This is a genomic window from Pseudomonas sp. 58(2021), assembly GCF_017491585.1.
Classification (GTDB): Bacteria; Pseudomonadota; Gammaproteobacteria; order Pseudomonadales; family Pseudomonadaceae; genus Aquipseudomonas; species Aquipseudomonas fluorescens_BT.
In genome coordinates, this window is sequence record NZ_JAFGYZ010000027.1 from 14,988 (window position 1) to 37,264 (window position 22,277).

At 62.3% G+C, this 22,277-nt stretch carries 19 protein-coding genes; 11 read left to right on the forward strand and 8 right to left on the reverse strand.

Translation table 11 applies throughout. The features are described 5' to 3' along the window. Window positions 1–255: 255 nt before the first annotated feature. The 3 genes from J5M72_RS24980 to J5M72_RS24990 all read left to right on the forward strand — a co-directional run bounded on the left by J5M72_RS24980 (window position 256) and on the right by J5M72_RS24990 (window position 5,549). Window positions 256–1,455, forward strand: coding sequence for an MFS transporter (locus tag J5M72_RS24980; RefSeq protein WP_207867530.1), 1,200 nt, complete (start codon window positions 256–258; stop codon window positions 1,453–1,455). Window positions 1,456–1,555: 100 nt separating this feature from the next. Further along, a complete protein-coding gene (locus J5M72_RS24985) occupies window positions 1,556–2,479 on the forward strand; it encodes a LysR family transcriptional regulator (protein ID WP_207867532.1) in 924 nt (307 codons plus the stop codon). A gap of 187 nt (window positions 2,480–2,666) precedes the next feature. Then, entirely contained in the window at window positions 2,667–5,549 is a 2,883-nt protein-coding gene (locus tag J5M72_RS24990) for a winged helix-turn-helix domain-containing protein (RefSeq protein WP_207867535.1), read from the forward strand. On the opposite strand, the gene J5M72_RS24995 is transcribed toward J5M72_RS24990, so the two are convergent. The 3 genes from J5M72_RS24995 to J5M72_RS25005 all read right to left on the reverse strand — a co-directional run bounded on the left by J5M72_RS24995 (window position 5,536) and on the right by J5M72_RS25005 (window position 8,560). Beyond that, window positions 5,536–6,150 carry a response regulator gene (locus J5M72_RS24995; protein WP_207867537.1) on the reverse strand — a complete coding sequence of 205 codons (615 nt, stop codon included), beginning with the start codon at window positions 6,148–6,150 and terminating at the stop codon, window positions 5,536–5,538. The two genes, J5M72_RS24990 and J5M72_RS24995, sit on opposite strands and share 14 nt — an antisense overlap. Before the next feature lie 77 nt (window positions 6,151–6,227). Further along, on the reverse strand, window positions 6,228–6,599 hold the full coding sequence (locus J5M72_RS25000) for a response regulator (protein ID WP_207867539.1): 372 nt from the start codon (window positions 6,597–6,599) through the stop codon (window positions 6,228–6,230). Next, window positions 6,599–8,560, reverse strand: coding sequence for a PAS domain-containing sensor histidine kinase (locus tag J5M72_RS25005; protein ID WP_243433480.1), 1,962 nt, complete (start codon window positions 8,558–8,560; stop codon window positions 6,599–6,601). The genes J5M72_RS25000 and J5M72_RS25005 overlap by 1 nt, the downstream gene beginning before the upstream one ends. 338 nt (window positions 8,561–8,898) lie before the next feature. Between J5M72_RS25005 and J5M72_RS25010 the strand changes: the two genes are divergently transcribed. Continuing rightward, window positions 8,899–9,864 carry a quinone oxidoreductase gene (locus tag J5M72_RS25010; RefSeq protein WP_207867542.1) on the forward strand — a complete coding sequence of 322 codons (966 nt, stop codon included), beginning with the start codon at window positions 8,899–8,901 and terminating at the stop codon, window positions 9,862–9,864. On the opposite strand, the gene J5M72_RS25015 is transcribed toward J5M72_RS25010, so the two are convergent. After that, window positions 9,851–11,080 (reverse strand): MFS transporter, encoded by a 1,230-nt coding sequence (locus J5M72_RS25015; RefSeq protein WP_207867544.1) that lies wholly within the window; start codon window positions 11,078–11,080, stop codon window positions 9,851–9,853. The two genes, J5M72_RS25010 and J5M72_RS25015, sit on opposite strands and share 14 nt — an antisense overlap. Window positions 11,081–11,297: 217 nt before the next feature. On the opposite strand from J5M72_RS25015, the gene J5M72_RS25020 reads away from it, so the two are divergent. From J5M72_RS25020 to J5M72_RS25035, 4 genes are all read left to right on the forward strand, one after another. Then, window positions 11,298–12,644: an epoxide hydrolase family protein gene (locus J5M72_RS25020; RefSeq protein WP_207867546.1), complete on the forward strand. Its 1,347-nt coding sequence runs from the start codon at window positions 11,298–11,300 to the stop codon at window positions 12,642–12,644. A gap of 71 nt (window positions 12,645–12,715) precedes the next feature. Further along, window positions 12,716–13,759 carry an alpha/beta hydrolase gene (locus J5M72_RS25025; RefSeq protein ID WP_207867548.1) on the forward strand — a complete coding sequence of 348 codons (1,044 nt, stop codon included), beginning with the start codon at window positions 12,716–12,718 and terminating at the stop codon, window positions 13,757–13,759. Window positions 13,760–13,782: 23 nt separating this feature from the next. Beyond that, on the forward strand, window positions 13,783–14,292 hold the full coding sequence (locus J5M72_RS25030) for a cytochrome P460 family protein (protein WP_207867550.1): 510 nt from the start codon (window positions 13,783–13,785) through the stop codon (window positions 14,290–14,292). Between the two features lie 24 nt (window positions 14,293–14,316). After that, window positions 14,317–15,093 carry an alpha/beta hydrolase gene (locus tag J5M72_RS25035; protein WP_064382021.1) on the forward strand — a complete coding sequence of 259 codons (777 nt, stop codon included), beginning with the start codon at window positions 14,317–14,319 and terminating at the stop codon, window positions 15,091–15,093. Between the two features lie 46 nt (window positions 15,094–15,139). Here the strand turns inward: J5M72_RS25035 and J5M72_RS25040 are convergent, their stop codons facing one another. Then, the gene (locus J5M72_RS25040) at window positions 15,140–16,354 is read right to left on the reverse strand and encodes an MFS transporter (RefSeq protein ID WP_207867553.1); all 1,215 of its coding nucleotides are present in this window, start codon (window positions 16,352–16,354) and stop codon (window positions 15,140–15,142) included. Window positions 16,355–16,488: 134 nt separating this feature from the next. On the opposite strand from J5M72_RS25040, the gene J5M72_RS25045 reads away from it, so the two are divergent. From J5M72_RS25045 to J5M72_RS25055, 3 genes are all read left to right on the forward strand, one after another. After that, window positions 16,489–17,304 carry a helix-turn-helix transcriptional regulator gene (locus tag J5M72_RS25045; protein WP_207867555.1) on the forward strand — a complete coding sequence of 272 codons (816 nt, stop codon included), beginning with the start codon at window positions 16,489–16,491 and terminating at the stop codon, window positions 17,302–17,304. 134 nt (window positions 17,305–17,438) lie between these two features. Beyond that, window positions 17,439–18,188 carry a creatininase family protein gene (locus J5M72_RS25050; RefSeq protein ID WP_207867557.1) on the forward strand — a complete coding sequence of 250 codons (750 nt, stop codon included), beginning with the start codon at window positions 17,439–17,441 and terminating at the stop codon, window positions 18,186–18,188. A gap of 66 nt (window positions 18,189–18,254) precedes the next feature. Then, entirely contained in the window at window positions 18,255–19,673 is a 1,419-nt protein-coding gene (locus J5M72_RS25055) for an aldehyde dehydrogenase family protein (protein WP_207867559.1), read from the forward strand. Between the two features lie 57 nt (window positions 19,674–19,730). On the opposite strand, the gene J5M72_RS25060 is transcribed toward J5M72_RS25055, so the two are convergent. The 3 genes from J5M72_RS25060 to J5M72_RS25070 all read right to left on the reverse strand — a co-directional run bounded on the left by J5M72_RS25060 (window position 19,731) and on the right by J5M72_RS25070 (window position 22,162). Beyond that, entirely contained in the window at window positions 19,731–21,164 is a 1,434-nt protein-coding gene (locus J5M72_RS25060; RefSeq protein ID WP_207867561.1) for a catalase, read from the reverse strand. A gap of 136 nt (window positions 21,165–21,300) precedes the next feature. Continuing rightward, complete coding sequence (locus tag J5M72_RS25065; protein ID WP_207867563.1) at window positions 21,301–21,717, reverse strand: organic hydroperoxide resistance protein; 417 nt, start codon at window positions 21,715–21,717, stop codon at window positions 21,301–21,303. Between the two features lie 40 nt (window positions 21,718–21,757). After that, window positions 21,758–22,162 carry a hypothetical protein gene (locus J5M72_RS25070; RefSeq protein WP_207867565.1) on the reverse strand — a complete coding sequence of 135 codons (405 nt, stop codon included), beginning with the start codon at window positions 22,160–22,162 and terminating at the stop codon, window positions 21,758–21,760. Between the last annotated feature and the right edge of the window lie 115 nt (window positions 22,163–22,277).

Genomic DNA, 22,277 nt, shown 5'->3' on the forward strand with positions numbered 1-22,277 from the left:
CGGATTCGAGACCATGAAGAGCTCCTTGGGCGACCGGGAAGGGGCGCCGATGGGGAGCCCTGTGCCAAGTACTCAAGGGTAGAGAGGATGTCGGCGTTCGGGTATTGCCGGAGCACGCAACAGAGTATTGCGTCAACAGCAACGTGCCGTTCGTTGCGGATGACGCATCACTCAATTGCCCGAAGGATGGATTCTCGGGGGCGACCGGAGTCCTTAGCCTTGCCATCACTTTCGCAAATCAGATGAGGTGTCACCATGCTCACGGGTAACCCGGCCGCTGCAGCCAAGTCCGAACAATCCGCTTCTCTCTCCGGCCTGATGGTCGCCTTCCTTGCGTTTTGCTGCGGCGCGGTCGTGGCCAATCTCTATTACGCGCAACCCATTGTCGAACTGATCGCGCCGCAGATCGGTCTGTCCAGCGCCAATGCCAGCCTGATTGTTTCGCTCACGCAGTTGGGTTATGCGTTGGGACTGCTGTTGCTGGTGCCGCTGGCCGATCTCATGGAAAACCGACGTCTGGTGGTGGGATTCACTCTCGCGGCGAGCGCGACCCTGATGGGTGCCGGCCTCACGCATTCGCCATCGATGTTCCTCGTTCTGTCGTTGCTGATCGGTCTGACTTCGGTAGCGGTGCAGATTCTGGTGCCACTGGCCGCGCATCTGGCGCCTGAAGCAACCCGTGGCCGCGTGGTGGGTAACATCATGAGTGGCCTGTTGCTGGGCATTCTGCTGTCGCGTCCGCTGTCGAGCCTGTTGGTGGACGTATTTGGCTGGCGCGGGGTGTTTTTCAGCGCGGCGGCACTGATGGCCTTCATCGCCCTTATCACTGCGATTGTGCTGCCGCGACGTGTTCCGTCACATCAGGCGACTTACGTGGCGTTGATCGGCTCGGTGTTTGCGCTGGCTCGTCGTTATCCGGTTCTGCGCCAGCGTTCCTTGTATCAGGGATTGTTGTTTGCCAGTTTCAGTTTGTTCTGGACCCTTGCGCCCATCGAGCTGATGCGTCACCACGGTTTCAGCCAGGTGCAGGTTGCGATTTTTGCTTTGGTCGGCGCCGTCGGTGCAGTCGCAGCGCCAATTGCCGGACGCCTGGCCGATGCCGGGCATACCCGGCGCGGGACACTCGTTGCACTGCTGCTGGCGCCGGTCTCCTTGCTGATTGCTGCATTGCCCGGCAGCGGTTACATCTGGCTGGTCGTCTGTGCGGTGCTGCTGGACTTCGCCGTGCAACTGAACATGGTGCTGGGCCAGCGTGAGGTGTACGCCATCGATCCGCACAGCCGTGCGCGCCTCAATGCGGTGTACATGACCAGCATTTTCGTGGGCGGGGCGTTGGGATCGCTGGTGGCGAGCCCTCTCTACGAGCATTTCGGCTGGCAGCTGTCTGCCGTCAGCGTGGCATTGCTGCCGGCGCTGGCTCTGGCGATGTTCCTGGGGCACAAGGCAAATGCCTGAGGCGCTCGAGTCGCGGGGGGCGATGGGGCACGGTCATACAAGACGCCTGGCGTTTGGTGATGCACAATCAGCCCCGTTCCTTTTTGACCGGGTCGCGCTTATGGACAAGTTACTGGCATTGAAGATGTTTGTTGAAACCGTGCGGTGCGGCGGTTACTCATCTGCGGCGCGCAAGCTCGGTATTTCGACTTCATCGGTGACTCGCCAGGTGGCGGGGCTGGAACACGAGCTGGGTGCCAGCCTTCTCAACCGCACGACACGCAACACCAGCGTGACCGTCGCCGGGCAAAACTATTTCGAGAAGGCTGTGGCCATTCTTGATGCCATCGACGAGGCAGACGCGATCGTCGCGGACCGTGGAAGCGAGGCGCAAGGGCGCTTGCGCATCAGCGTTCCGGTGGAGTTTGGTCGAAGGATCATCGCGCCCCATCTGGGCCGGTTGCTCGAGCGACATCCGGGACTGGAGTTAAGCATTGCGTTGAGCGATCAGGTCAGCGACCTGCTGAGCGAACAGATCGATGTGTCGGTGCGTCTAGGGTCGTCAGTGGTCAGTGAAGACATCGTCAGCAAGCGGGTCGGCGCTTTTGAACGCTGGGTGGTGGCCAGTCCGGATTACCTGAGTCGTCACTCGGTGCCGTGTCATCCCCGTGACTTGCTCGAGCACGCCTGCCTGCGCTTCGATTACGCGGGTTCTCACCAGAACTGGACGTTCCAGGGTGATGAGGAAACCATCCAGCTCAATGTGCACGGTCGCCTGCAAAGCAACAATGCCGACATCCTGCGAGAAGCGGCAGTGGCGGGCGGCGGGGTGACATTGCTGGCCGACTGGCTGGTGCGCGACGATGTTGCGGCTGGCCGGCTGACACGGTTGTTGGCACGTTATGAAGTCAATCCCGGCAGTGCGAGCAGTTGCATCAACGTGTTGTATTTGCCCAATCACCGGGGTTCGAGCCGAATCAATGTGTTCATTGATTTTCTTGAGGAGATTCTTGACGTTGCCCGGCGAACTGACGGCGTTCAATAAACCGCTGCGAAGTGAGATCCTCATGGCTGGAAACGGGTGAAATCAAGGAGCGACATCCCGGCGCTACACGGGAACAAATGTCTGCGCCATGCTTGAACGATCGTGCAAAACTCCTATGATGCAAGGGCCTGCGCCTGCTGTCTGCAAGCGGCGCCGTCACCTTCGTTCCCAGGAGAGATCGATCTTCGTGGAGTCCTATCCAGACGCCTTGCACGAATCCCTCACGACCCAATTCGTTTTCGGTCCGTTCAGCGTCGTTCCAGGAAAAAGATTACTGACCAGAAACGGCGTTCCGGTGGAGATCGGCGGGCGGGCGCTGGATCTGTTGATCGCCTTGCTCGAGCAACCGGGGCGGGTGCTGTCCAAGTACGACCTGATCGACAAGGTGTGGCCCGACAGCGTGGTGGCCGAAGGCAGCCTGCGCTTTCATATGACCGGCCTGCGGCGGATTCTCGGGGACGGTGAGGAGCAGGCCCGTTACATCGCGACCCAGGTGGGCGTGGGGTATGCCTTCGTCGCACCGCTGGAGAAAAAAACCACCGCTATTCAACCGGCGTCCGTTGCGCTTAGAGCTGCCGAGGGCGTCTGCAGTCTGCCGCCCCGGGCCAAACTGATCGGCCGTGAGGCTGACCTGCAACTGGTCATCGACCATATGCAGCAACCGAAGCTGTTCACCATCGTCGGCCCCGGTGGCGTCGGCAAGACCAGCCTGGCCATCGAAGTGGCGCATCGCATTGCGGCCCAAGGCTTTGAGCGCGTCAGCTTCGTCGATCTGGCGCAAGTCGAAGACTGCGCTTTGGTACCGTCGGCACTGGCCAGATCGCTGGAAATCCCGGTGCAGGCGGAAGACCCGACGTTTGTCCTGCTCTCGCATTTGCGGGAGCAGCGGTTGATGCTGGTGATCGACAACTGCGAACACCTGATCGACGCGGTGTCGACCCTGCTGGAGCAGATCAGCGACACCGCGCCGGATGTCGGGGTTCTGGCCACCAGTCGCGAACCGCTACGGGTGCGTGGCGAATACGTGCACTGGCTCAATCCGCTGGAATTTCCCCGCGAGCGGCAACGCCTCTGCGTTGAGGAATTGCTGGCATTCCCGGCCATCAAGCTGTTTGTCGAACGCGCCTCGTCGAGCAATGCCGCGCTGCTGCTGGAAGCGGGCGGTGGGCAGATGATTGCGGACATTTGCCAACGGCTGGAAGGCATGGCGCTGCCGATCGAACTGGCGGCGATGCGGGTCGCCAGCCACGGATTGAAGGCCACCCACGCGCTGCTCGGCGAGCGCTTCTCGCTAGGCTGGTCAGGGCGCAGAACGGCCGTGCCACGCCATCAAACCCTGCGCGCCATGCTCGACTGGAGTTATGACCTGCTGTCGCCGCAAGAGCGCCTGGCGCTTGAGCGGTTTTCGGTGTTCGTCGGGCCGTTTTCCCAGGAAGCCGCCGCTCAGGTGGCGGCCGAATCGCAACACGAAAGCACCACGGCGGCCGCGATCCTCGATGATCTGGTGTGCAAGGGACTGGTCACGGTCGATCACAGCGACTCGACGGATTCGTATCGATTGCTGGAAATGACACGCGCCTACGCCCGGGAGAAATTGACGGTGCGGGGAGAGGCCGAGGTCAATGCGCTGGCGTTCCGGCACGCGGCGTTTTACATGGACCTGCTCAGCCATCTGGGGACTTCCCCCGACGCAATTTTCCGTCACTCGGCGCGTCTGGCCAGCCAGTTGGGCAACGTTCGCGGTGCGCTGGAATGGAGCTTCGGGCCCCATGGCGATCCGGGTCTGGCGTTGCCGCTGGCGGCCGCGAGTGCGCCGTTGTTCCTGCATTTTTCCTTGCTGGTCGAGTGCCGCAGCTGGTGCTCCCGGGCGGTGGAACTGCTGGAGCTCGGTTACTACGGCACGCCCACCGAAATGGAACTGCAAGCCGCGCTCGGCCTGGTGCTGATGTTCACCCGAGGCAACAGTGAAGCCGCCGAAAAGGCCTTGCTCCGGGCGCAGGACATCGCCGTCGCGCTGAACGACTACGGCTCGCAATTGAGGTTGCTGGGCCGCTTGCAGATCTTCTACGAGCGCATCGGTGATTTCCCTTCGTCCCTGGCCTGGGCGGAGCAGGCAGCCGTGGTCGGCAACATCCTCAACGAGCCCGCCGCCATCGCGATTGCTTCATCGCTGACGGGCATCTCCCACCATCTGCTGGGCGATCAGCGTCTGGCGCGCCAGGAGCTGGAACGCTCGCTGCGCAACAGCTTGCCGTCCCATCCCAGCAACACGATTTATTACGGCTTCGATCACCGCAATCGCACCGGGCTGGCACTGGCCCGTTCGCTGTGGTTGCAGGGTTTTGCCGATCAGGCCCGGCACTGGGCCGAACTGATAGAAGCCGAAGCGTCGGCGCTGCAGCATCCGGTCACCTACTGCATCGCCATGGTCTGGATCTTGTGCATTTATATCTGGACCGGTGATCTGGCGAAGGCAGCTGCCAGCCTTGAGCGGTTCAGCGCTGTCGCCGAAACCAACGCACTCGGTCCCTACATTGCCGCCTGCCAAGGGTTGCGCGCGGCGATCGCCATCCGCGCCGAGGAACCCGGCGAAGCGGTTGCCATGCTGGAAGAAAGTCTGGCGCGGTTGCGTGGCATGCGTTACGAACTGCTCACGACCTCATTCGAAATCGCACTGGCCGAAGGCCTGATTCTGGAGGGCGAACACCCAAAGGCACTGACTCTGGTCGACGGCACCATCGATCACTGCCGGCGAAGCGGTGATGCCTTTGCACTGCCGGAGTTGCTGCGAATCAAGGCCGGTATTCTCAAGGTCGTCCAGGCCGATGATGTTCAGGCCATGCTGGCCGTTCTTGAGCAATCCATTGCGCTGAGCCGCGAACAGGGCGCCTGGGCTTGGGAGTTGCGGTCATCGATGGATCTGGCCCGGTTCTGGCTTGAACAGGGTCAGCCGGATCAGGCCCGGACGTTGCTCGGTGCCTGCCGCGAGCAGGCTTCGGAAGGCTTCGACAGCCTCGATCTGCTTCGGCTGGAAAGCTTCTGGCAGAGTTTGCCCGTCACGCCGGTGTAATCAGGGCGGCCATTTTCACCAGGTCCGCCAGCGAGCGGGCCTTCATCTTGCGCATCACCTTGCCGCGATGGGCCTTGACGGTGATTTCGCTGATGTTGAGGTCAGCTGCAATCAGTTTGTTCAGCCGCCCACTGACCACCGAAGCCATGATCTCCTGCTCGCGCGGCGTCAGAGTCTTGTAGGCCTCGAGCAGTGAGCGCAGGTGCTTTTCTCCCTCCAGCGCCACACGACTGCTTTGCAGCGCATCGGCCATGGCGGTGAGGATCACATCGTCATTGAACGGCTTGGTCAGAAACTCCACCGCACCGGCTTTCAAGGCCCGCACCGTGCGCGGAATGTCTCCGTACCCGGTGATGAAAATGATCGGCATGTTGTAGCGCTCATCGGCCAGGACGGTCTGCAGGTCCAGACCGCTCAGGTCAGGCAGGTTGATGTCGAGCACCAGGCAACTGGGCACCAGCGCCCGGGGCGCGTCGAGAAAGTCCTGCGCGGACTCGAAAAGCCGTGGCTGCCATCCAGCGAAGCGGATCATCAGTTCCAGCGACTCGCGCACGGAAATATCGTCGTCGACAACGAATACGACGGGCGTGACATCACTCATCGGTAATGCTCCACGGGAAAGGGCCATTGCGTTGTTCGCGTTCAACATGTCGATTCCTTTTCTGTTCGGCTTCACGCTCAGTCCAGGGGCAGGGCGGCACTAAGTGCCTTGAGCAACTGGGCTTCGCTGAACGGTTTGAAAAGGCACTCCACCGCGCCGTTGTTCAACAGCTTCGCCTGTTCGCGAGCGTCCCCGTGAGCGGTGATGAAAATCACCGGGATGCAATAGCCGCGACGCAGCAGTTCCTTGTGCAGATCCGGCCCGGACATGCCCGGCATGGCCACATCGAGAATCAGGCAATGGGTCAGGTCGAGATAAGGCGACGCCAGAAACGCCTGCGCCGAGGCAAATGCCTGGACGGCAAAGCCGAACTCCTTGATCAGGTCAGGCAGTGATTCACGAACCGATTCGTCGTCATCGACCACCGATACGAGCAAATGCGTACCCATCAATCATTCTCCACGGTGCGATCGGCGAGGTCGCGGTTATCGGTTTGCGGCAAATCCGTCGAAAGCGGGATGGCAAAGGTAAACGTCGTACCCGGGCCGTCGTTGGCGCTGGCCCAGAGTTTCCCGTCGTGACGCTCGATGATCGAGCGACTGATGGACAGACCGACGCCCATGCCCGAGCTTTTGGTGGTGTAGAAAGCATTGAAGATGCGCTCGACGTCCTGCGGATCTACCCCGTTGCCGCTGTCCCTCACCGCCAGGTAAACGTTCTCGTCCGCCCCCAGGCCGGTGCTGACGATCAACTGCCGGGGCCGGCCGTGGATCGCACTCATGGCCTCGGCGGCATTCATGATCAGGTTGAGGATCACCTGCTGAAGCTGGACCCGGTCACCCCTGACCAGCGGCAGGGCTTCGGCAAATTGCGGATGCAGCACCACGCCGTTGCGTTGCAGCTCGCCCAGCAGCATGGCGATGACTTCCCGTGCCGCGTCATTGAGGTCGACGTTTTCAATGGTGATGCTTTTTTTCGAGAACAACGCTCGCAACCGGTTGATCACATCGGCGGCCCGATTGCCGTCGCGAATGGTGCGGCGCGCGGTTTCCCGGGCTCCGTCGACATTCGGCGGATCGGCTCCGAGCATCCGCAGGCAGGTGCTGGCATTGGTGATGATGCCGGCCAGCGGCTGATTGACCTCATGGGCAATGGACGCGGTGACCGCCCCCAGGCTTGCGACTCTGGCCAGATGCGTCAGTTCGGAACGGGCCTTGTTCAACACTTCTTCGGCGAGCCGGCGCTGGGTAATGTCCTGCAGGGCGGCGATGTATTCGACGCCGTCCGGCGCATGGGTGATCGAATGCGCCACCAGCCGCACGTATTTCACTGTGCCGTCGGGCATCAGCAGCCGATGTTCGTGTTCGAAGTCACGCCCCTTGCGGCGTTGTCGTTTGATCATTTCCCGATGGCTGGAGATATCGTCCGGGTGCACGCGACGATAGATCGCCTCGAAGCCGGGCGGGGTGTCCGGGTCCAGTTCAAGGATGCGGTAGACCTCGTCCGACCACGTGATCTCGTCTGTACTCACCCGCCAGGAAAACGTGCCGGTAGCACTCAGGCGTTGGGCCTTGGCCAGAAAGACTTCCGCCCGCTTGCGGTCTTCGATATCGGTGTTCTCACCATACCAGCGCTCGACCCGGCCTGTGTCATCGCGCTGGGGCACGGCGCGGATCAGAAACCAGCGGTAAATGCCGTCGAAGCGCTTCAGACGAGCCTCATACTCACCGGCGCTGCCCGATTGCAGAATGGCTTGCCAATAGACCGCCAGTCCCGGCGCGTCGTCCGGGTGGATGGATGCCGTCCAGCCATCACCGCAGGCTTGTTCGAGGGACATGCCGGTGTAGTCGCACCAGCGTCGATTGACGAAGCCGACGCTACCTTCCGGCGAGGCACTCCAGACAAAACCCGGAACGGCATCGATGATCCCGCGCAGACGCTCTTCCGACGCGCTGACTTCGGCGAGGGCGCTGGCGATCAAGGCCTTGTCCCGCCGGCGCTCATCGATATCGACCTGCAGCACGCACCAGCGCGTGATGGTGCCTTCGCTGTCTCTGATCGGCAGGCCGCGCACATGGAACCAGCGATAGACTCCGTCGGCGCGCCGAATGCGATGCTCGATCTCGTAGGGGGTGCCGGTACTGACCGAGTGCATCCAGGCGGCGATGACCGAGGGTAAGTCGTCCGGGTGTACGGTTTCGCCGGCTTGCCATTTTTTCAGTTCATGGAGCGGGGCACCGATGTAATCCATGATTTGCCGGTTGACCTGCTCCAGTTCACCGGAAGGCGTCATGAACGCGACCATGGCCGGGATGCTGTCGATGATCGAATCGACCTCCGGCGCTGGCATGAGCGCATCAACCGCGCGGTCTGGAGCGTCCTTGATGACGCGCTCCTGCTCGTTCGTCATACCGATTCTCATTGTTTGCAGTCACCGTCGAACAAAGATGCGCCTTCGCATGGCACTCGCCCATCATACTTTGGTGTCGCCCGTAGCGAATATCTGCCGCCATCGCACACTGCGATGGGCATCACAGTGCCGGTTTTGTAAGCCACTGTATCCAGGGCCTGTCGAGCCATACAAGCATGCAAAGCGCCCGGTTCGGGAAACCGCGCAGATACATTCGCCGCGCAGCCTTGCCCCTGGTTTCAACATCCTTCGATGTTGATTGAAGACAACGTGACGTCCGCGCTCCTGCCAGCAGAACGGCAGCAGGACAGGTCGTCCCTGTAACAGGGCAGAACATTATGAAAGCAGTCGTAATCCAGGCCTTTGGCGGGCCCGAAGTCTTGACGGTGCAAGACATTCAACTGGCAGAACCGGGGCCGGGACAGGTCCTGGTCAAGGTCATGGCGGCAGGTATCAACTTCATGGACACCGGTGTTCGACGGGGCCTCGGCGCCGCGTGGGAGCTGCCGCTGACGCTGGGTGCAGAAGGCGCCGGCATCGTCCAGGCCACTGGCCCGCAGGTGACAGAGTTCGCTGCCGGTGACCGCGTAGCCTGGCACTACGTGCCGGGCAGCTACGCCGAACAGGTGATCGCCCCGGTCAGTCAGTTGGTGCCGCTGCCGGACGATATCGACTTCGCCACGGCCGCCAGCCTGATGATGCAGGGCCTGACGGCCAGCAATCTGGTGGACAAGGTGCATGCGATCCAGCCGGGTGACGTGGCCTTCGTGCACGCGGCGGCAGGTGGCGTGGGGCTGATGCTGACCCAGTTGATCAAGTTGCGAGGTGGCAATGTCATTGGCCGGGTGTCCCACGCCGACAAAGTGGAGGCGGTGCTCGCGGCCGGGGCTGACTATGTGGTGATCGGGCGGGCGCAAAACATTGCCGGTCAGGTCATGCGCCTGACCGACGGGCAGCGGGTGAATGTGGTGTACGACGGCACCGGTGCGGAGGGGTTCGCCGACTCGCTGGAGCTGCTGGATTATTTCGGCACCCTGGCTTTGTACGGACCGTTCATGAATCCGACCCCGCCGATCGATATCTTCAGCGTGCCGCGCAGCATCAAGCTGACGTATCCCTCGGTCATGCACTACGTGCGTGATCGCGAGGTACTGCTGGAAAAATCCCGGCAACTGTTTGCGTGGGTCAGTGCCGGCAAGCTGAAAACCTTCATCGGCAATCGTTATTCACTGGACGAGGTGCAACAGGCCCATCGTGATATCGAGTCGCGCAATACGACGGGCAAGCTGATCATCGTCCCTTAGTGCTGCGCCAGATCAGCAGGGCCGCCAGGACCTGGCCACCGGCGAAGAAAGTGAACAGGTCTTGTGCGGTCCATCGGGCATCCAGCAGAAAACCGGCGACCACCGGCGAAATGATCGCCCCCAGACGCCCCATCGCCAGCACCACGCCGACGCCGGTCGTGCGAACCGAAGTGCAGAACGCCTGGGGGGCCAGGGCATACAGCGCGGCGACCGCACCATTGAGCATCAAGCCCAGCGTGACGGCGACGAGCGCGGCCACACCGGGTACGTGTGAGGCCGACATCATCAGAGGCAGCAGGGCGGCGTTGAGCAGCAAAAAAACCGACAACAATCGCCGGCAGCCGAAACGATTGGCCGCCAGCCCCAGCAACAGCGCGCCGAGCATACCCCCAGACGCCAACAGAACTCCGATTTGCGCGCCTTGCCGATCGGTAAAGCCGTTGTGGACCAGCAGACTCGGGGTCCAGCTCATCACGAAGTAAAAGCAGAACATCAGCAGAAAGAGCGCCAGTGCCAGCGATGTGGTCTGTTGCCACTGACCGGGCGAAAACGGCCGGCTGGCGTTGTCAGGCGACGTTGAAGAGACAGGTGCGCGGTGTTCAAGTGCCAGAAATGAAGGCGACTCACGCAGCCAGAAGACCCCGACCAACGCCGCCGCCAGCGTAATGCAGCCACCGGACAGAAAGACATACCGCCAGCCCATGACATCATTGAGGACATGCGCCAGCACACCGCCCAGACTGGCACCCATGGCAAAGGCGAGAGATTGCAGGGCGATGGCCAGGTTGCGCCGCAGCGGGCTGGCGTGTTCGAACGTCATCACGTTTGCGCCTACCAGCACCGCCCCCGTGCCGATGCCGGTCAACAAACGCAGGAACATCAGCACGTGATGATTCGGGCTCCAGAACGACAGCAACATGCTCAGGCCACTGAGCAGCAGGCCGGCGAGCAATAGCGGTCTGCGCCCGAAGCGGTCGGCCCTGGGCGCAGCCAGCAGCGAACCGAGCGCCATCCCGATCAGACTTGCGCTCAGCAACAAGCCCAGTTGCGCGCCGTTCAATGCCCACTGTGTCGAAACCCGGCTGGCGGTGAAAGCCATGGCCATCACGTCCAGCCCATCGATCACGTTGAACAGCATGCACAGCCCGATCACCCACCACTGTGAGGTGTTTGATGGTGTGCCGCTCAGGTGTTCGAGCGCCGATTCCCCACGCATCCGCAATCCTTGTTCCGGTCTGTCATTCAAATGGGCCTTTTCCCCCGCCGCATTCTGCCCGTTAACCGTTGCTGAATTCGAGCGCGATTTTGCGCGCCTGGCCAACGCGTCATACCAAGGTATCGACCGACACCATCGTGTAATCGCCCCGCTGGCAGCGCGGTGGTCTGATCCGATTGGCGATGCCTTTCGAAAAATGACTACAAGGAGATCCATCATGGTTGCGGTTACGTGCGGTTTCACATGGCGCCATTGCCTGGCGTCAGCCATCAGAAGAGGGGCCCTGGGCCTTGCCGTGCTGGCAGGCAGCAGCGGCGCCTGGGCCACCAGCCCGATAACCGATCAGTCGCAGACCATTCGTCCGTACCACGTTCATGTGGATGAAGAGAAATTGTCTGATCTGCGCAAACGCATTGCCGACACCCGTTGGCCGGACAAGGAAACGGTCGGCGACGTGTCCCAGGGAGTGCAACTGGCGCAGGTCCAGGCGTTGGTGAAGTATTGGGGCGATGGCTACGACTGGCGCAAGGCCGAAGCCAAGCTCAATGCCTTGCCGGAGTTCGTGACCACCATCGACGGCGTCGACATTCAGTTCATCCACGTGCGCTCACGCAACCCCAACGCGATGCCGCTGATCCTGACTCACGGCTGGCCGGGTTCGCAGTTCGAATTCCTCAAGACCATCGGCCCGCTGACCGATCCCGTGGCCTATGGCGGCAAGGTCGAGGACTCGTTCGATGTGGTGATTCCGTCGATTCCCGGCCATGGTTTTTCCGGCAAACCGACCGAGCTCGGCTGGGGCCCTGACCGAGTGGCGAAGGCCTGGGATGTGTTGATGAAACGTCTGGGCTACAGCCATTACGTGTCTCAGGGTGGCGATCACGGTTCGGTGATTTCCGATGCACTGGGTCGCCTGGCGCCGCCCGGTTTGCTGGGCATCCACCTGAACATGCCGGCTACCGTGCCGCCGGAACTGGTCAAGCCGATCAACAGCGGCGACCCGGCGCCAGCGGGACTGACCGCGCCGGAGGTGACGGCCTTCAATTCGCTCAGCCAGTTCTTCGGCCGCAACGCCGCCTATGGCGCAATGATGGTGACCCGGCCGCAGACCATCGGCTATCTGCTGGCGGATTCGCCCGCCGGTACAGCAGCGTGGATGTACGAAAAATTCGCCGCGTGGACCGACAGCGACGGTCAGCCCGAGAAAGTCCTGAGCCGCGATGAAATGCTGGATGACATCAGTCTGTACTGGCTGACCGACAGCGGGGCGTCGTCCTCCCGTTTCTACTGGGAGAACAACAACAATAACTTCAGCGCCGCCGCGCAGAAGACCGCTGACATCAAGGTTCCGGTGGCGATCACCGTGTTCCCGCACGAGATCTATCGTGCGCCGAAAGTCTGGTCGCAGCGTGCCTATCCATCGCTGGCCTACTTCAGCGAAGTCAGCAAGGGCGGTCACTTCGCGGCATGGGAGCAACCGCAACTGTTCAGCGAAGAACTGCGCGAAGCCTTCCGGCCACTGCGTGCGGCTGCCCAGAAAACCGCGGCTCAGGCAGCGCGCTAACCCTTCAACCCGCAAGCCCTTCAACACCAAGCCCGGAACCGTCGCCCGGCGGTTCACGAGGGAGACTCGGCATGACTGACTCTAACGCTGTAACCCAATCCCGGCGCGTGCTCACCGTTTCGATGCTGGCGCTTGCGCTGGGCATTGCCTCGGTGCACGCCAACGCCGCCGAAGTGCCCGCCGGCAAGATCGACGCCATTACCGCCGGCACCAATGTTTCGTTCGGCGCGCTGAAACACGTCAAGGCCGGACTGCTGGACGTGTCCTATGCCGAAGTCGGTCCCGCCGACGGTCCGGTGGTCATCCTGTTGCACGGCTGGCCTTACGACATCCACAGCTACACCGATGTGGCGCCGGCGCTGGCGCAGAAGGGCTATCGGGTGCTGATTCCCTACGCGCGCGGCTATGGCGACACACGTTTCCTGTCTGCCAAAACCGTGCGCAACGGCCAGCCGGCGGCGCTGGCCAAAGATCTGATCGACTTCATGGACGCCCTGAAGATCAAACAGGCCGTGCTTGGCGGCTATGACTGGGGCGCGCGTACCGCCGACATCGTTGCAGCGCTCTGGCCCGAGCGGGTGAAGGCGCTGGTGGCGGTGAGCGGTTACCTGATCGGCAGCCAGGAAGCGGGCAAGACGCCGCTGGCGCCGGCGGCGGAGTTGCAGTGGTGGTATCAGTTCTACTTTGCGACCGAGCGTGGCCGTCTGGGCTACGAAAAGAACACCCACGACTTCGCCAAACTGATCTGGCAGCTGGCCTCGCCGAAGTGGACCTTCGACGACGCGACTTACGAGCGCAGCGCCGTCGCGTTGCAGAATCCGGATCACGTCGCGGTGTCGATCTTCAACTACCGCTGGCGCCTGGGGCTGATCAAAGGGGAAGCGCAATACGATCCGCTGGAGAAAAAACTCGCGGCATTCCCCTCGATCAGCGTGCCGACCATCACTATGGAGGGCGACGCCAATGGTGCGCCGCACCCACCGGCCGAGGCCTACGCCAAACGCTTTACCGGCAAGTACGAGTACCGACTGATCAGCGGCGGCATCGGCCATAACCTGCCGCAAGAAGCGCCGCAAGCGTTCGCCCAGGCGGTGATCGATGCCGATCATCTCTGATTGCCGGCCGAAGGGGATCCGACATGAAACTCAACCATTGGGCCGTGTTGCCAGCGGCCATTGCGCTCGCGGCACTGGCGGCTACCGGTGTCGCATTGGGCGAGGCCGATGACGGCGAAGCCTCGCCGATCTACGGCGTGAAGCTTCCGAAAAACTATCGGCAGTGGGCGCTGATTGCCCCGGCCCAGGAAGCCGCGCCGCTGGATGAACTGCGCGCGGTGCTGGGCAACGACCGGGCGGTCAAGGCTTACCAGAGCGCAACGCTGCCGTTTCCCGACGGCACGGTGCTGGTGAAGCTGGCGTGGAAACACGTGCAGTCGCCGGAGTTCGAGCCCGCCTCGATTCCGGGGGCGGCCACCACCGTTCAGGTGATGGTCAAGGACTCGCGCAAATACGCCTCGACCGGTGGCTGGGGATTCGGCCGGTTCATCAACGGCAAACCCGCCGACGAAGCCCAGCACCAGACCTGCTTTGCCTGCCATCAGGCGCGGGTGCAGAACCACGATTTTGTCTTCACTCGATACGCTCCCTGAATCCGTCATACGAGGAACATCCAGATGAAAAAAACACTGATTGCACTGAGCATCGCTGCGGGCCTGTGCCTGGGCGCCAATGCCTTCGCCCAAACCGCCAAACCCACGGTGGTGCTGGTGCACGGCGCGTTTGCCGACGCGTCGAGCTGGAACGGCGTGGCGAAAATTCTCGAGAAGGATGGCTACACGGTGATTGCCGCCGCCAATCCGCTGCGCGGCGTCAAGAGCGATGGCGCAGCGGTATCGGCATTGTTGAGCAGCATTCAGTCGCCGGTGGTGCTGGTCGGTCACTCCTATGGCGGCAACGTCATCAGTGATGCGGCCAACGATCATGCCAATGTCAAAGCGCTGGTCTACGTCAGCGCCTTTGCCCCTGAGGCCGGTGAAACCGTCGCCGGGCTGGCCGGCAAGTTTCCCGGCAGCACCCTCGGGCCAACGCTGGCGCCACCCGTTGCGCTGGCCGACGGCGGCAAGGACTTGTACATCCAGCAGAGCAAGTTCCACGATCAGTTCGCCGCCGACGTCCCGGCTGCACAAGCGGCGCTGATGGCCGCGACCCAGCGCCCGGTCACCGAAGCTGCACTGAACGAGCAGGCCGGAACGCCTGCCTGGAAGCACATTCCGTCGTGGTACATCTACGGCGACAAGGACAAGAACATCCCGCCCCAGGCGATGGCGTTCATGGCCAAGCGTGCAGATGCCAAGGCAGTTGAAGTGGTGAAGGGCGCCTCGCACGTGGTAATGGTGTCGAACCCGGCCCCGGTGGCCCGGCTGATTGAAAAAGCCGCGGCCGCCAACTGAAAACCTGCGACGTGCCGCAGCGCGTCGCAGGTCTGTCACCTCCCGCTCAGGCAACGGACACCTGCGGCGATGGTGCCGGTACCAGTCTGAGCAGGGGGGTGATGCCGAGCATCAACAGCAGTACCGCGAACAGTAAGATGTACGCCGGGCCATAGTGTCCGGCGTATTCGCGCAGGGCACCGAACAGCAGCGGCCCCAGCGCGGCAATCAGGTAGCCGATGAACAACATGAACACCGTCCACAACCCGGCCTGCTCACTGGTGCTGGCGTGATCCAGCGGCAAGGTCATGGCCACGGTGAAGCCCATGCCCAGCCCGATGGCCGCGAGCACCACGTACAGCATCGGCCAATACGCCGGCAGGAACGCCATGCCGCCCACCCCCAGCAGGGCCAGCAACGCCGACACCCCCAGCAGACCGCGCCGGTCGTGGGCCCTGCCCGGAATCAGTCCCGCCCCCACGCTGGCCACGGCGAACACCGCCGTAAAAATACCCAGCAGGACGCCCGGGGAAACACTCGACGTGGCCGCTTCCACCGAGGCAGGCGCCATCCAGGCGAAGAGGGCGTAGACCACGAATTGACCGGCACCGAAGTTCAATGCGATCAACCACGCCTGCGGATTGCCCCAGGGCAGACGTTTGCTCGGGTTCGACGGCGATTTCACTGCGGGCACCGGTATCGCAAAGCGCCGTGCCATCCACACCCAACTGGCGATGGCGGTGAGGCATGGCACGCTCCAGAACCCGGCGCTGACCCGCCAGTCCTGCGCCCGCTCGGCAATCGGCGCGCTGAGCACCGCCGCGAGGGTCGCGCCCAGACTCAGGCCGCCGGCGTAGATGCCCATGAACAACGCCGGCCGTTGTGCAAAGTGGGTCTTGATCCACGCGCCGGTCATCGCGCCGGCAACCGCAATGCCGATGCTGGCGAAGAACGTACTGCCAAGCAGAAAAAATGCATTCGGCGAAATCGCCCGCAGCAAGGTCGAGGCACCCAGCAGCGTCAGTGCAACCACTACACTGCGATCGATCCCGAAGCGCCTGGCCAGGCTCGGAACCACCAGCGCGAACACGCCCATGCACACGTCAGGAATCGAGGTCAGCAGCGCCGCCTGGGTGTAGCTCAACTGGAAGTGCTGCTGGATCAACAGCAGAATCGGTCCCACCGAAATGATCGGCGGCCGCAGGGCGATGGACAGGATCAGCAGGCCGATCACCGCCGTGACGCTCTGCTGGTGGCCGGAGAGATTGCGGGTGATTGCCATGGGGAAGGCCTCATTGATGAACAATGAGCGCAAGGCTAACAATGGGCCGGCCATGGCAAATGCCAGGGTTTGTCGCCAAAGTGACAATCGCAGCTTTACCACGATCAAGGTCTGTTTTCAGGAGCTTCCATCCGATGAAACGAGAGGTGCGCAAGGTCATTGCCAGGCGTGAGTCCGCACCGCGCAGCGAACGTTATCCCGACTATCAGGATGTGCCGCGGATGATGACCGTGCTGGTGCGCGATCAGGCCACCGGCGAGTACAACGAACCGCACGTGCATCGGCACGGGCAGTTGTTGTATGCCTCAAGCGGCGTAATGCGAGTGGCCACCGAGCGCGGGTTGTGGATCCTTCCACCGAAGCGGGCCCTGTGGATTCCGCCCGGGGTGATCCACGACCAGTTGATGCTCAGCGCGGTCAAGATGCGCTCGATCTACATCGAACCGCAGGTCTGCGCAGGGCTGGGCGATCACTGCAAAGTGCTGGAGATCCCCGGATTGCTGCGCGAGTTGATTCTGGCCCTGGCCGAGCAGCCGATCGAATACCCGCAGGAAGGTCGCAACGAGCACATCGTGGCCCTGATACTCAGTGAGCTGCAGGCGGCCCGGACGCTGCCGATCGAAGTGCCGTGGCCGGTCGACAGGCGACTGGTCACGGTGTGCGAGGCGATTCTGCAGGACCCCGGACAAGACCATTCGATCAGCTTTTGGGCAGACCGGGTCGGTGCCAGTTCGCGCACGCTGATACGCCTGTTCGTCAATGAAACCGGCCTGAATTTCCGCCACTGGCTGCAACAGGTGCGGCTGGCGACCGCCATCGATCGGCTCGACAAAGGGCTATCCGTCGGGGTGATTGCCCGGGATCTGGGCTACGCCAGCCAAAGCGCCTTCAGTGCGATGTTCAGACGGGTGATGGGCGAATCGCCCCGTGAATTTCTCGTCCGCGATTAGGGCGTTCGGGTGATTCCGATACCTTCGTATTCTGTCGTCGAAGGGAGGCGGGTGGTATCAATGACGCTGCTGTTGCAGGTGCACTGAACACCCACCCTCGTTCCGAGAGGAACCTTCGAAGAGTGAGAATCCTGATGCTTTTATACCTATCGACCTGGTCCGAAATCGCCCAATTCCTCGAACGCAGCCGCACCATCGTCATCCCGATCGGTTCCAACGAACAGCACGGGCCGACCGGCCTGTTGGGCACCGACTGGATGTGCCCGGAGATCATCGCCCATGAAGCGCAGAAAAACGCCGACATCCTGATTGCCCCGACCTTCAACATCGGCATGGCGCAGCATCACCTCGGTTTCCCCGGCACCATCTCGCTCAGGCCCTCGACCTTCATCGCCGCCATCGCCGACTGGACCCGTTCGCTGGCCGCCCACGGCTTTGAAAAGATCTTTTTCCTCAACGGCCACGGCGGCAACATCGCTTCCATTGAAGCGGCGTTTTCGGAGCTGTACGCCGAAGCGAGTTTCGCCCGACGCAAAGCCGGGTTCGCCCTGAAACTGTGCAACTGGTGGGATCTGGAAGGGCTCAACGAGCTGGCACGCGAGCAGTTCCCGACCGGCCACGGCATTCATGCCACGCCTTCTGAAATCGCCGTGACCCAATGGGCTTACCCCGATTCCATCAAGTCGGCGGACTACTCACCGCAGATCGCCAACTGGGGGCCGATCCGTGAAGCGGCGGATTTCCGTGCCCGTCACCCGGACGGCCGCATGGGCTCTGACCCGGCTCAGGCTTCGCCGGAAAAGGGCCGGCAATTGGTGGAAATGGCCGCTCGCGGTCTGGTGCAGGAGGTGCAAGCCTTCAGCCGCGAATCCTTACCTGACTGAACCCTCGCCCTGATCAACGCCCGGATTTTCCGGGCGTTGCTGTTTCAACCCTTGGGGAAAATCGCCATGTGGACTATCAAGCACAGCTACATCGATGGTGCGTTCGTACCCGTTCAGGGCCGCGAATCCATCGAATGCATCAACCCGGCGACGGAGACCGTCATCGGAACGGTCACCCTGGCCAATCGCGACGATGCCAGGCAAGCCATCGCCGCCGCCCGGCGTGCGCAAGTCACGATGGGCCGCACCTCGAAAGCCGAGCGCATCGACATGCTCAGGCGCCTTCAGGCGGCGGTGCTTGAGAGCACCGAAGACATTCGTGACACCGCCATTGAAGAATACGGCGCACCGTTGGCCCGTGCGCAATGGGTCAGCCAGTACGCGTCGCAGTCCTTTGCCAACACAGCGCAAGTGCTGGAGAACTATGAGCTGGCGCGGCCCGTGGGCCGTGCAAGGGTGGTCATGGAGCCGGTTGGGGTGTCGGCGTTGTTCGCGCCCTGGAACAGCACCGCCGGTACGGTGTGCAGCAAACTGGCGGCCGCCATTGCCGGCGGCTGCGCCTCGGTCATCAAACCGAGTGAACTCAGCCCGTTGCAGACCCAGGTCCTCGCGCTCGCCTTGCACCGTGCGGATCTGCCCAAGGGGGTGATCAATATTGTCCTGGGCCGTGGGAGTGATGTGGGCGACGAGATCAGCACCAGCCCGCACGTCGCGAAGGTCTCGTTTACCGGCTCCACCGCCACCGGAAAACTCATCGCCCGTGCCGGCATCGAGACGATGAAACGGGTGAGCCTGTCGCTCACCGGCAAGTCGGCGTCCATCGTGCTCGACGACGCGGATCTCGAAGCGGCCATCCCCATGGCACTGAATGCCGCCTTCATGAACAACGGTCAGGCCTGCGTTGCCGGCACGCGGCTGCTGGTACCGCGCGGATGCTTGCCGCAGGTGGTCGAGCAGGTGAAAAACCTGGTCGACGCGACCGTGGTCGGCAACCCCCGGGACCCGGCGACCGCCATCGGCCCGTTGGTCAACCAGGCGCAGTTTGATCGCGTGCAGGGCTTTATCCGGCGCGGGCTGGAGCAGGGCGCGCGATTGATTGTCGGCGGGGAGGGTCGGCCTGCCGGCCTGAGCCAAGGCTATTTTGTGAAACCTACGGTGTTTGCCGACGTCAGCAATGACATGGACATCGCCCGGGAAGAGATTTTCGGCCCGGTGCTGTCGATCATCGCTTATGACGATGAAGAAGACGCCATCCGCCTGGCCAATGCCAGCGTCTACGGTTTGCAGGCCTATGTGTTCACCCGCGAGGTCGAACGTGGCCGACGCATGGCGGCGTGCCTGGAGGCCGGTTCGGTGTTGATCAACCGGATCGCCCCGGAGCTGCTGGCACCGTTTGGCGGTGTCAAGCAGTCGGGGATCGGCAGGGAATTCGGGCTGTCAGGACTGGAAGCGTTTCTTGAAGCGAAAAGCATCGTAGAGGACTGACCTCGGCAGCAGGGCAAACAGGATCATTCCTGCTTGCCCTGCTTACGTCATTGCGGATCAGCCCAGCGCTTCGATGGCCTGCGCAACGCCTGCACCGTACGCCGGATCGGCCCGGGTGCAGTTATCGATGTGGCGTTGCCGGGTCTGGGCACTGGCGCCATGAATCGAGCGCGCCGTGTTCTCGAACAAGACCTGTTGCTGGGCGGGGGACATGGCCCGAAACAGCGCGCCCGGTTGCGAGAAATAGTCGTCGTCCTCGCGGTGATTCCAGTGCCCGGCGCTGCCTTTGAGGGCCAGCGGTGGTTCGCTGAAATCCGGTTGCTCGGCCCACTCGCCATAGCTGTTGGGCTCGTAGCCGAGGGTGCTGCCCGCGTTGGCATCGGTGCGCATCTGGCCGTCCCGGTGATAGCTGTTGACCGGGCAGCGCGGCGCATTCACCGGAATCTGATGGTGATTGACGCCGACGCGATAACGCTGGGCATCGCCGTAGGAGAACAGGCGAGCCTGAAGCATTTTGTCCGGTGAGAAGCTGATGCCGGGCACCACGTTGGCCGGGTTGAAGGCCGCCTGTTCGACGTCGGCGAAGTAGTTGTCGGGGTTGCGGTTGAGCTCAAGCACGCCGACTTCGATCAGCGGGAAATCCGCGTGGGGCCAGACTTTGGTCAGGTCGAACGGGTTGATCGAGTAGGTTTCGGCATCCAGTTCCGGCATGACCTGCACGTAAAGCTTCCATTGCGGGAAGTGGCCTTCCTCGATGGCGTTGTACAGATCGCGCTGGGCGCTTTCGCGGTCATCGCCGATCAGGGTCGCGGCCTGTTGGTCGGTCAGGTTCTCGATGCCTTGTTGAGTTTTCCAGGTGAACTTCACCCAAAAACGCTCGTTCGCCGGGCTGATGAAGCTGAAGGTGTGGCTGCCGAAGCCGTGCATGTGGCGATAGGTGCGCGGCAGGCCGCGGTCGCTCATGACGATCGTGACCTGGTGCAGCGCCTCGGGCAGCAGCGTCCAGAAATCCCAGTTGTTGCGGGCGCTGCGCATGTTGGTGCGCGGGTCGCGTTTGACCGCATGGTTGAGGTCGGGAAATTTCAAAGGATCGCGCAGAAAGAACACTGGCGTGTTGTTGCCCACCAGGTCCCAGTTGCCTTGCTCGGTATAGAACTTGATGGCGAATCCACGGATGTCACGCTCGGCATCCGCCGCGCCACGCTCACCGGCCACGGTCGAGAAGCGGACGAACACTTCGGTGGTCTTGCCCACGCTGGAAAACAGTCTGGCTTTGGTGAAACGGGTGATGTCGTGGGTCACGGTGAAGGTGCCGAACGCACCCGAACCCTTGGCGTGCATCCGCCGCTCGGGGATGACCTCCCGATCGAAGTGCGCCAGTTTTTCCAGCAACCATACGTCCTGCAACAGCATCGGGCCTCTTGGGCCGGCGGTCTGTACGTTGTTGTTATCAACCACGGGCGCGCCCGCGGCAGTCGTCAGCTTGTTCATGCGCAACTCCTGGCTTTTGTCGGTTTCCCGCCATCACATCAAAAGCCCCGGGCGCGATCTATTGCACCATGGTGTCGCCGGATAGTACGAAGGTGTGGTTGGAAGACGGTGCGTTTTGGTGTCGGCGGGGGACAGATCAGGCGAGGGTGATGCTGACCTTGATGTTGTTGCGCGTGGCCTTGGAGTAGGGGCAGTTCTGGTGCGCCGCGTCGATCAGTTGTTGCGCCACTTGCGGTTCGATCTGCGGCAGTGACACCGCCAGTTTCGCTTGCAAGAAGAACCCTTGCTCGCCGTGGACCAGGTCGATTTGAGCATCGACCCCGGCCATGGCCGGAAAGACGATCTTGCGCGCATTGCAGGCGTGGCGCAGTGAGCCGAGGAAACAGGCTGACCAGCACACGGCAAACAATTGCTCGGGGTTGGTTCCGATGCCGGGCGCACCCGGTGGAGAAAGCTTGAGATCCAGTCGGCCATCGTCACTGCGTCCTGTGCCCTCGCGACCTCCCGTGGTGCAGGTGTGCGCGGAGTAGAGGGTTTTTTCGATATCGATCATGGGCATTCCCTGAAGAGCATTTCACAGCGTGGAGGGCGGTTCATGTGGCCCGTGTGGGTTCATGACATTCGCGTGCAGGCGCACCCGCCAGCGCGTCGGCCGTGGCCATGGCGTCAGCATCGCGATGGCCCAGGTTGTCGAGCAGGGTCGAGCGGGCGATCTCGATCAGCCAGGCGCGAAACGGAAAGCTCGGGTCATGGGTGGCCTGTTCCTGATAGAGCGCCCTGAAGGCTTGCTGAACGAGGCTGCCGGTGTCTTCGCGACGGATCCGCCCGGCCTGCACCTGACCTTCGTAGAAGGCGACGAGTAACGGTGTCACCGTCGCGAACAGCTGTTGCGCCTCACCCCGGCCATGCCTGACGGCCCCCGCGACCAAGGCATACAGTTCGTCGTTGCCGAGCCGGTCAGCCTCGCACAGGCAATTGTGGCGATAACCTTCAGCCATGATCGGATCCCTCGCAAAACCATCGTTCGACTGAGCGCGGCTGCCGAAAAGATTTGCAGGTGGCCCGGCGTTCAGCGGTGAGATTCAAGCCTGCCTTCACACCCGATTGACTGCC

Coding starts and splice junctions, on each gene's coding strand:
- J5M72_RS24980 (WP_207867530.1), top strand. CDS start 256: ATGCTCACGGGTAACCCGGCCGCTGCAGCCAAGTCCGAACAATCCGCT.
- J5M72_RS24985 (WP_207867532.1), top strand. CDS start 1,556: ATGGACAAGTTACTGGCATTGAAGATGTTTGTTGAAACCGTGCGGTGC.
- J5M72_RS24995 (WP_207867537.1), bottom strand. CDS start 6,150: ATGAGTGATGTCACGCCCGTCGTATTCGTTGTCGACGACGATATTTCC.
- J5M72_RS25000 (WP_207867539.1), bottom strand. CDS start 6,599: ATGGGTACGCATTTGCTCGTATCGGTGGTCGATGACGACGAATCGGTT.
- J5M72_RS25005 (WP_243433480.1), bottom strand. CDS start 8,560: ATGACGAACGAGCAGGAGCGCGTCATCAAGGACGCTCCAGACCGCGCG.
- J5M72_RS25010 (WP_207867542.1), top strand. CDS start 8,899: ATGAAAGCAGTCGTAATCCAGGCCTTTGGCGGGCCCGAAGTCTTGACG.
- J5M72_RS25015 (WP_207867544.1), bottom strand. CDS start 11,080: ATGCGTGGGGAATCGGCGCTCGAACACCTGAGCGGCACACCATCAAAC.
- J5M72_RS25020 (WP_207867546.1), top strand. CDS start 11,298: ATGGTTGCGGTTACGTGCGGTTTCACATGGCGCCATTGCCTGGCGTCA.
- J5M72_RS25025 (WP_207867548.1), top strand. CDS start 12,716: ATGACTGACTCTAACGCTGTAACCCAATCCCGGCGCGTGCTCACCGTT.
- J5M72_RS25030 (WP_207867550.1), top strand. CDS start 13,783: ATGAAACTCAACCATTGGGCCGTGTTGCCAGCGGCCATTGCGCTCGCG.
- J5M72_RS25035 (WP_064382021.1), top strand. CDS start 14,317: ATGAAAAAAACACTGATTGCACTGAGCATCGCTGCGGGCCTGTGCCTG.
- J5M72_RS25040 (WP_207867553.1), bottom strand. CDS start 16,354: ATGGCAATCACCCGCAATCTCTCCGGCCACCAGCAGAGCGTCACGGCG.
- J5M72_RS25045 (WP_207867555.1), top strand. CDS start 16,489: ATGAAACGAGAGGTGCGCAAGGTCATTGCCAGGCGTGAGTCCGCACCG.
- J5M72_RS25050 (WP_207867557.1), top strand. CDS start 17,439: ATGCTTTTATACCTATCGACCTGGTCCGAAATCGCCCAATTCCTCGAA.
- J5M72_RS25055 (WP_207867559.1), top strand. CDS start 18,255: ATGTGGACTATCAAGCACAGCTACATCGATGGTGCGTTCGTACCCGTT.
- J5M72_RS25060 (WP_207867561.1), bottom strand. CDS start 21,164: ATGAACAAGCTGACGACTGCCGCGGGCGCGCCCGTGGTTGATAACAAC.
- J5M72_RS25065 (WP_207867563.1), bottom strand. CDS start 21,717: ATGATCGATATCGAAAAAACCCTCTACTCCGCGCACACCTGCACCACG.
- J5M72_RS25070 (WP_207867565.1), bottom strand. CDS start 22,162: ATGGCTGAAGGTTATCGCCACAATTGCCTGTGCGAGGCTGACCGGCTC.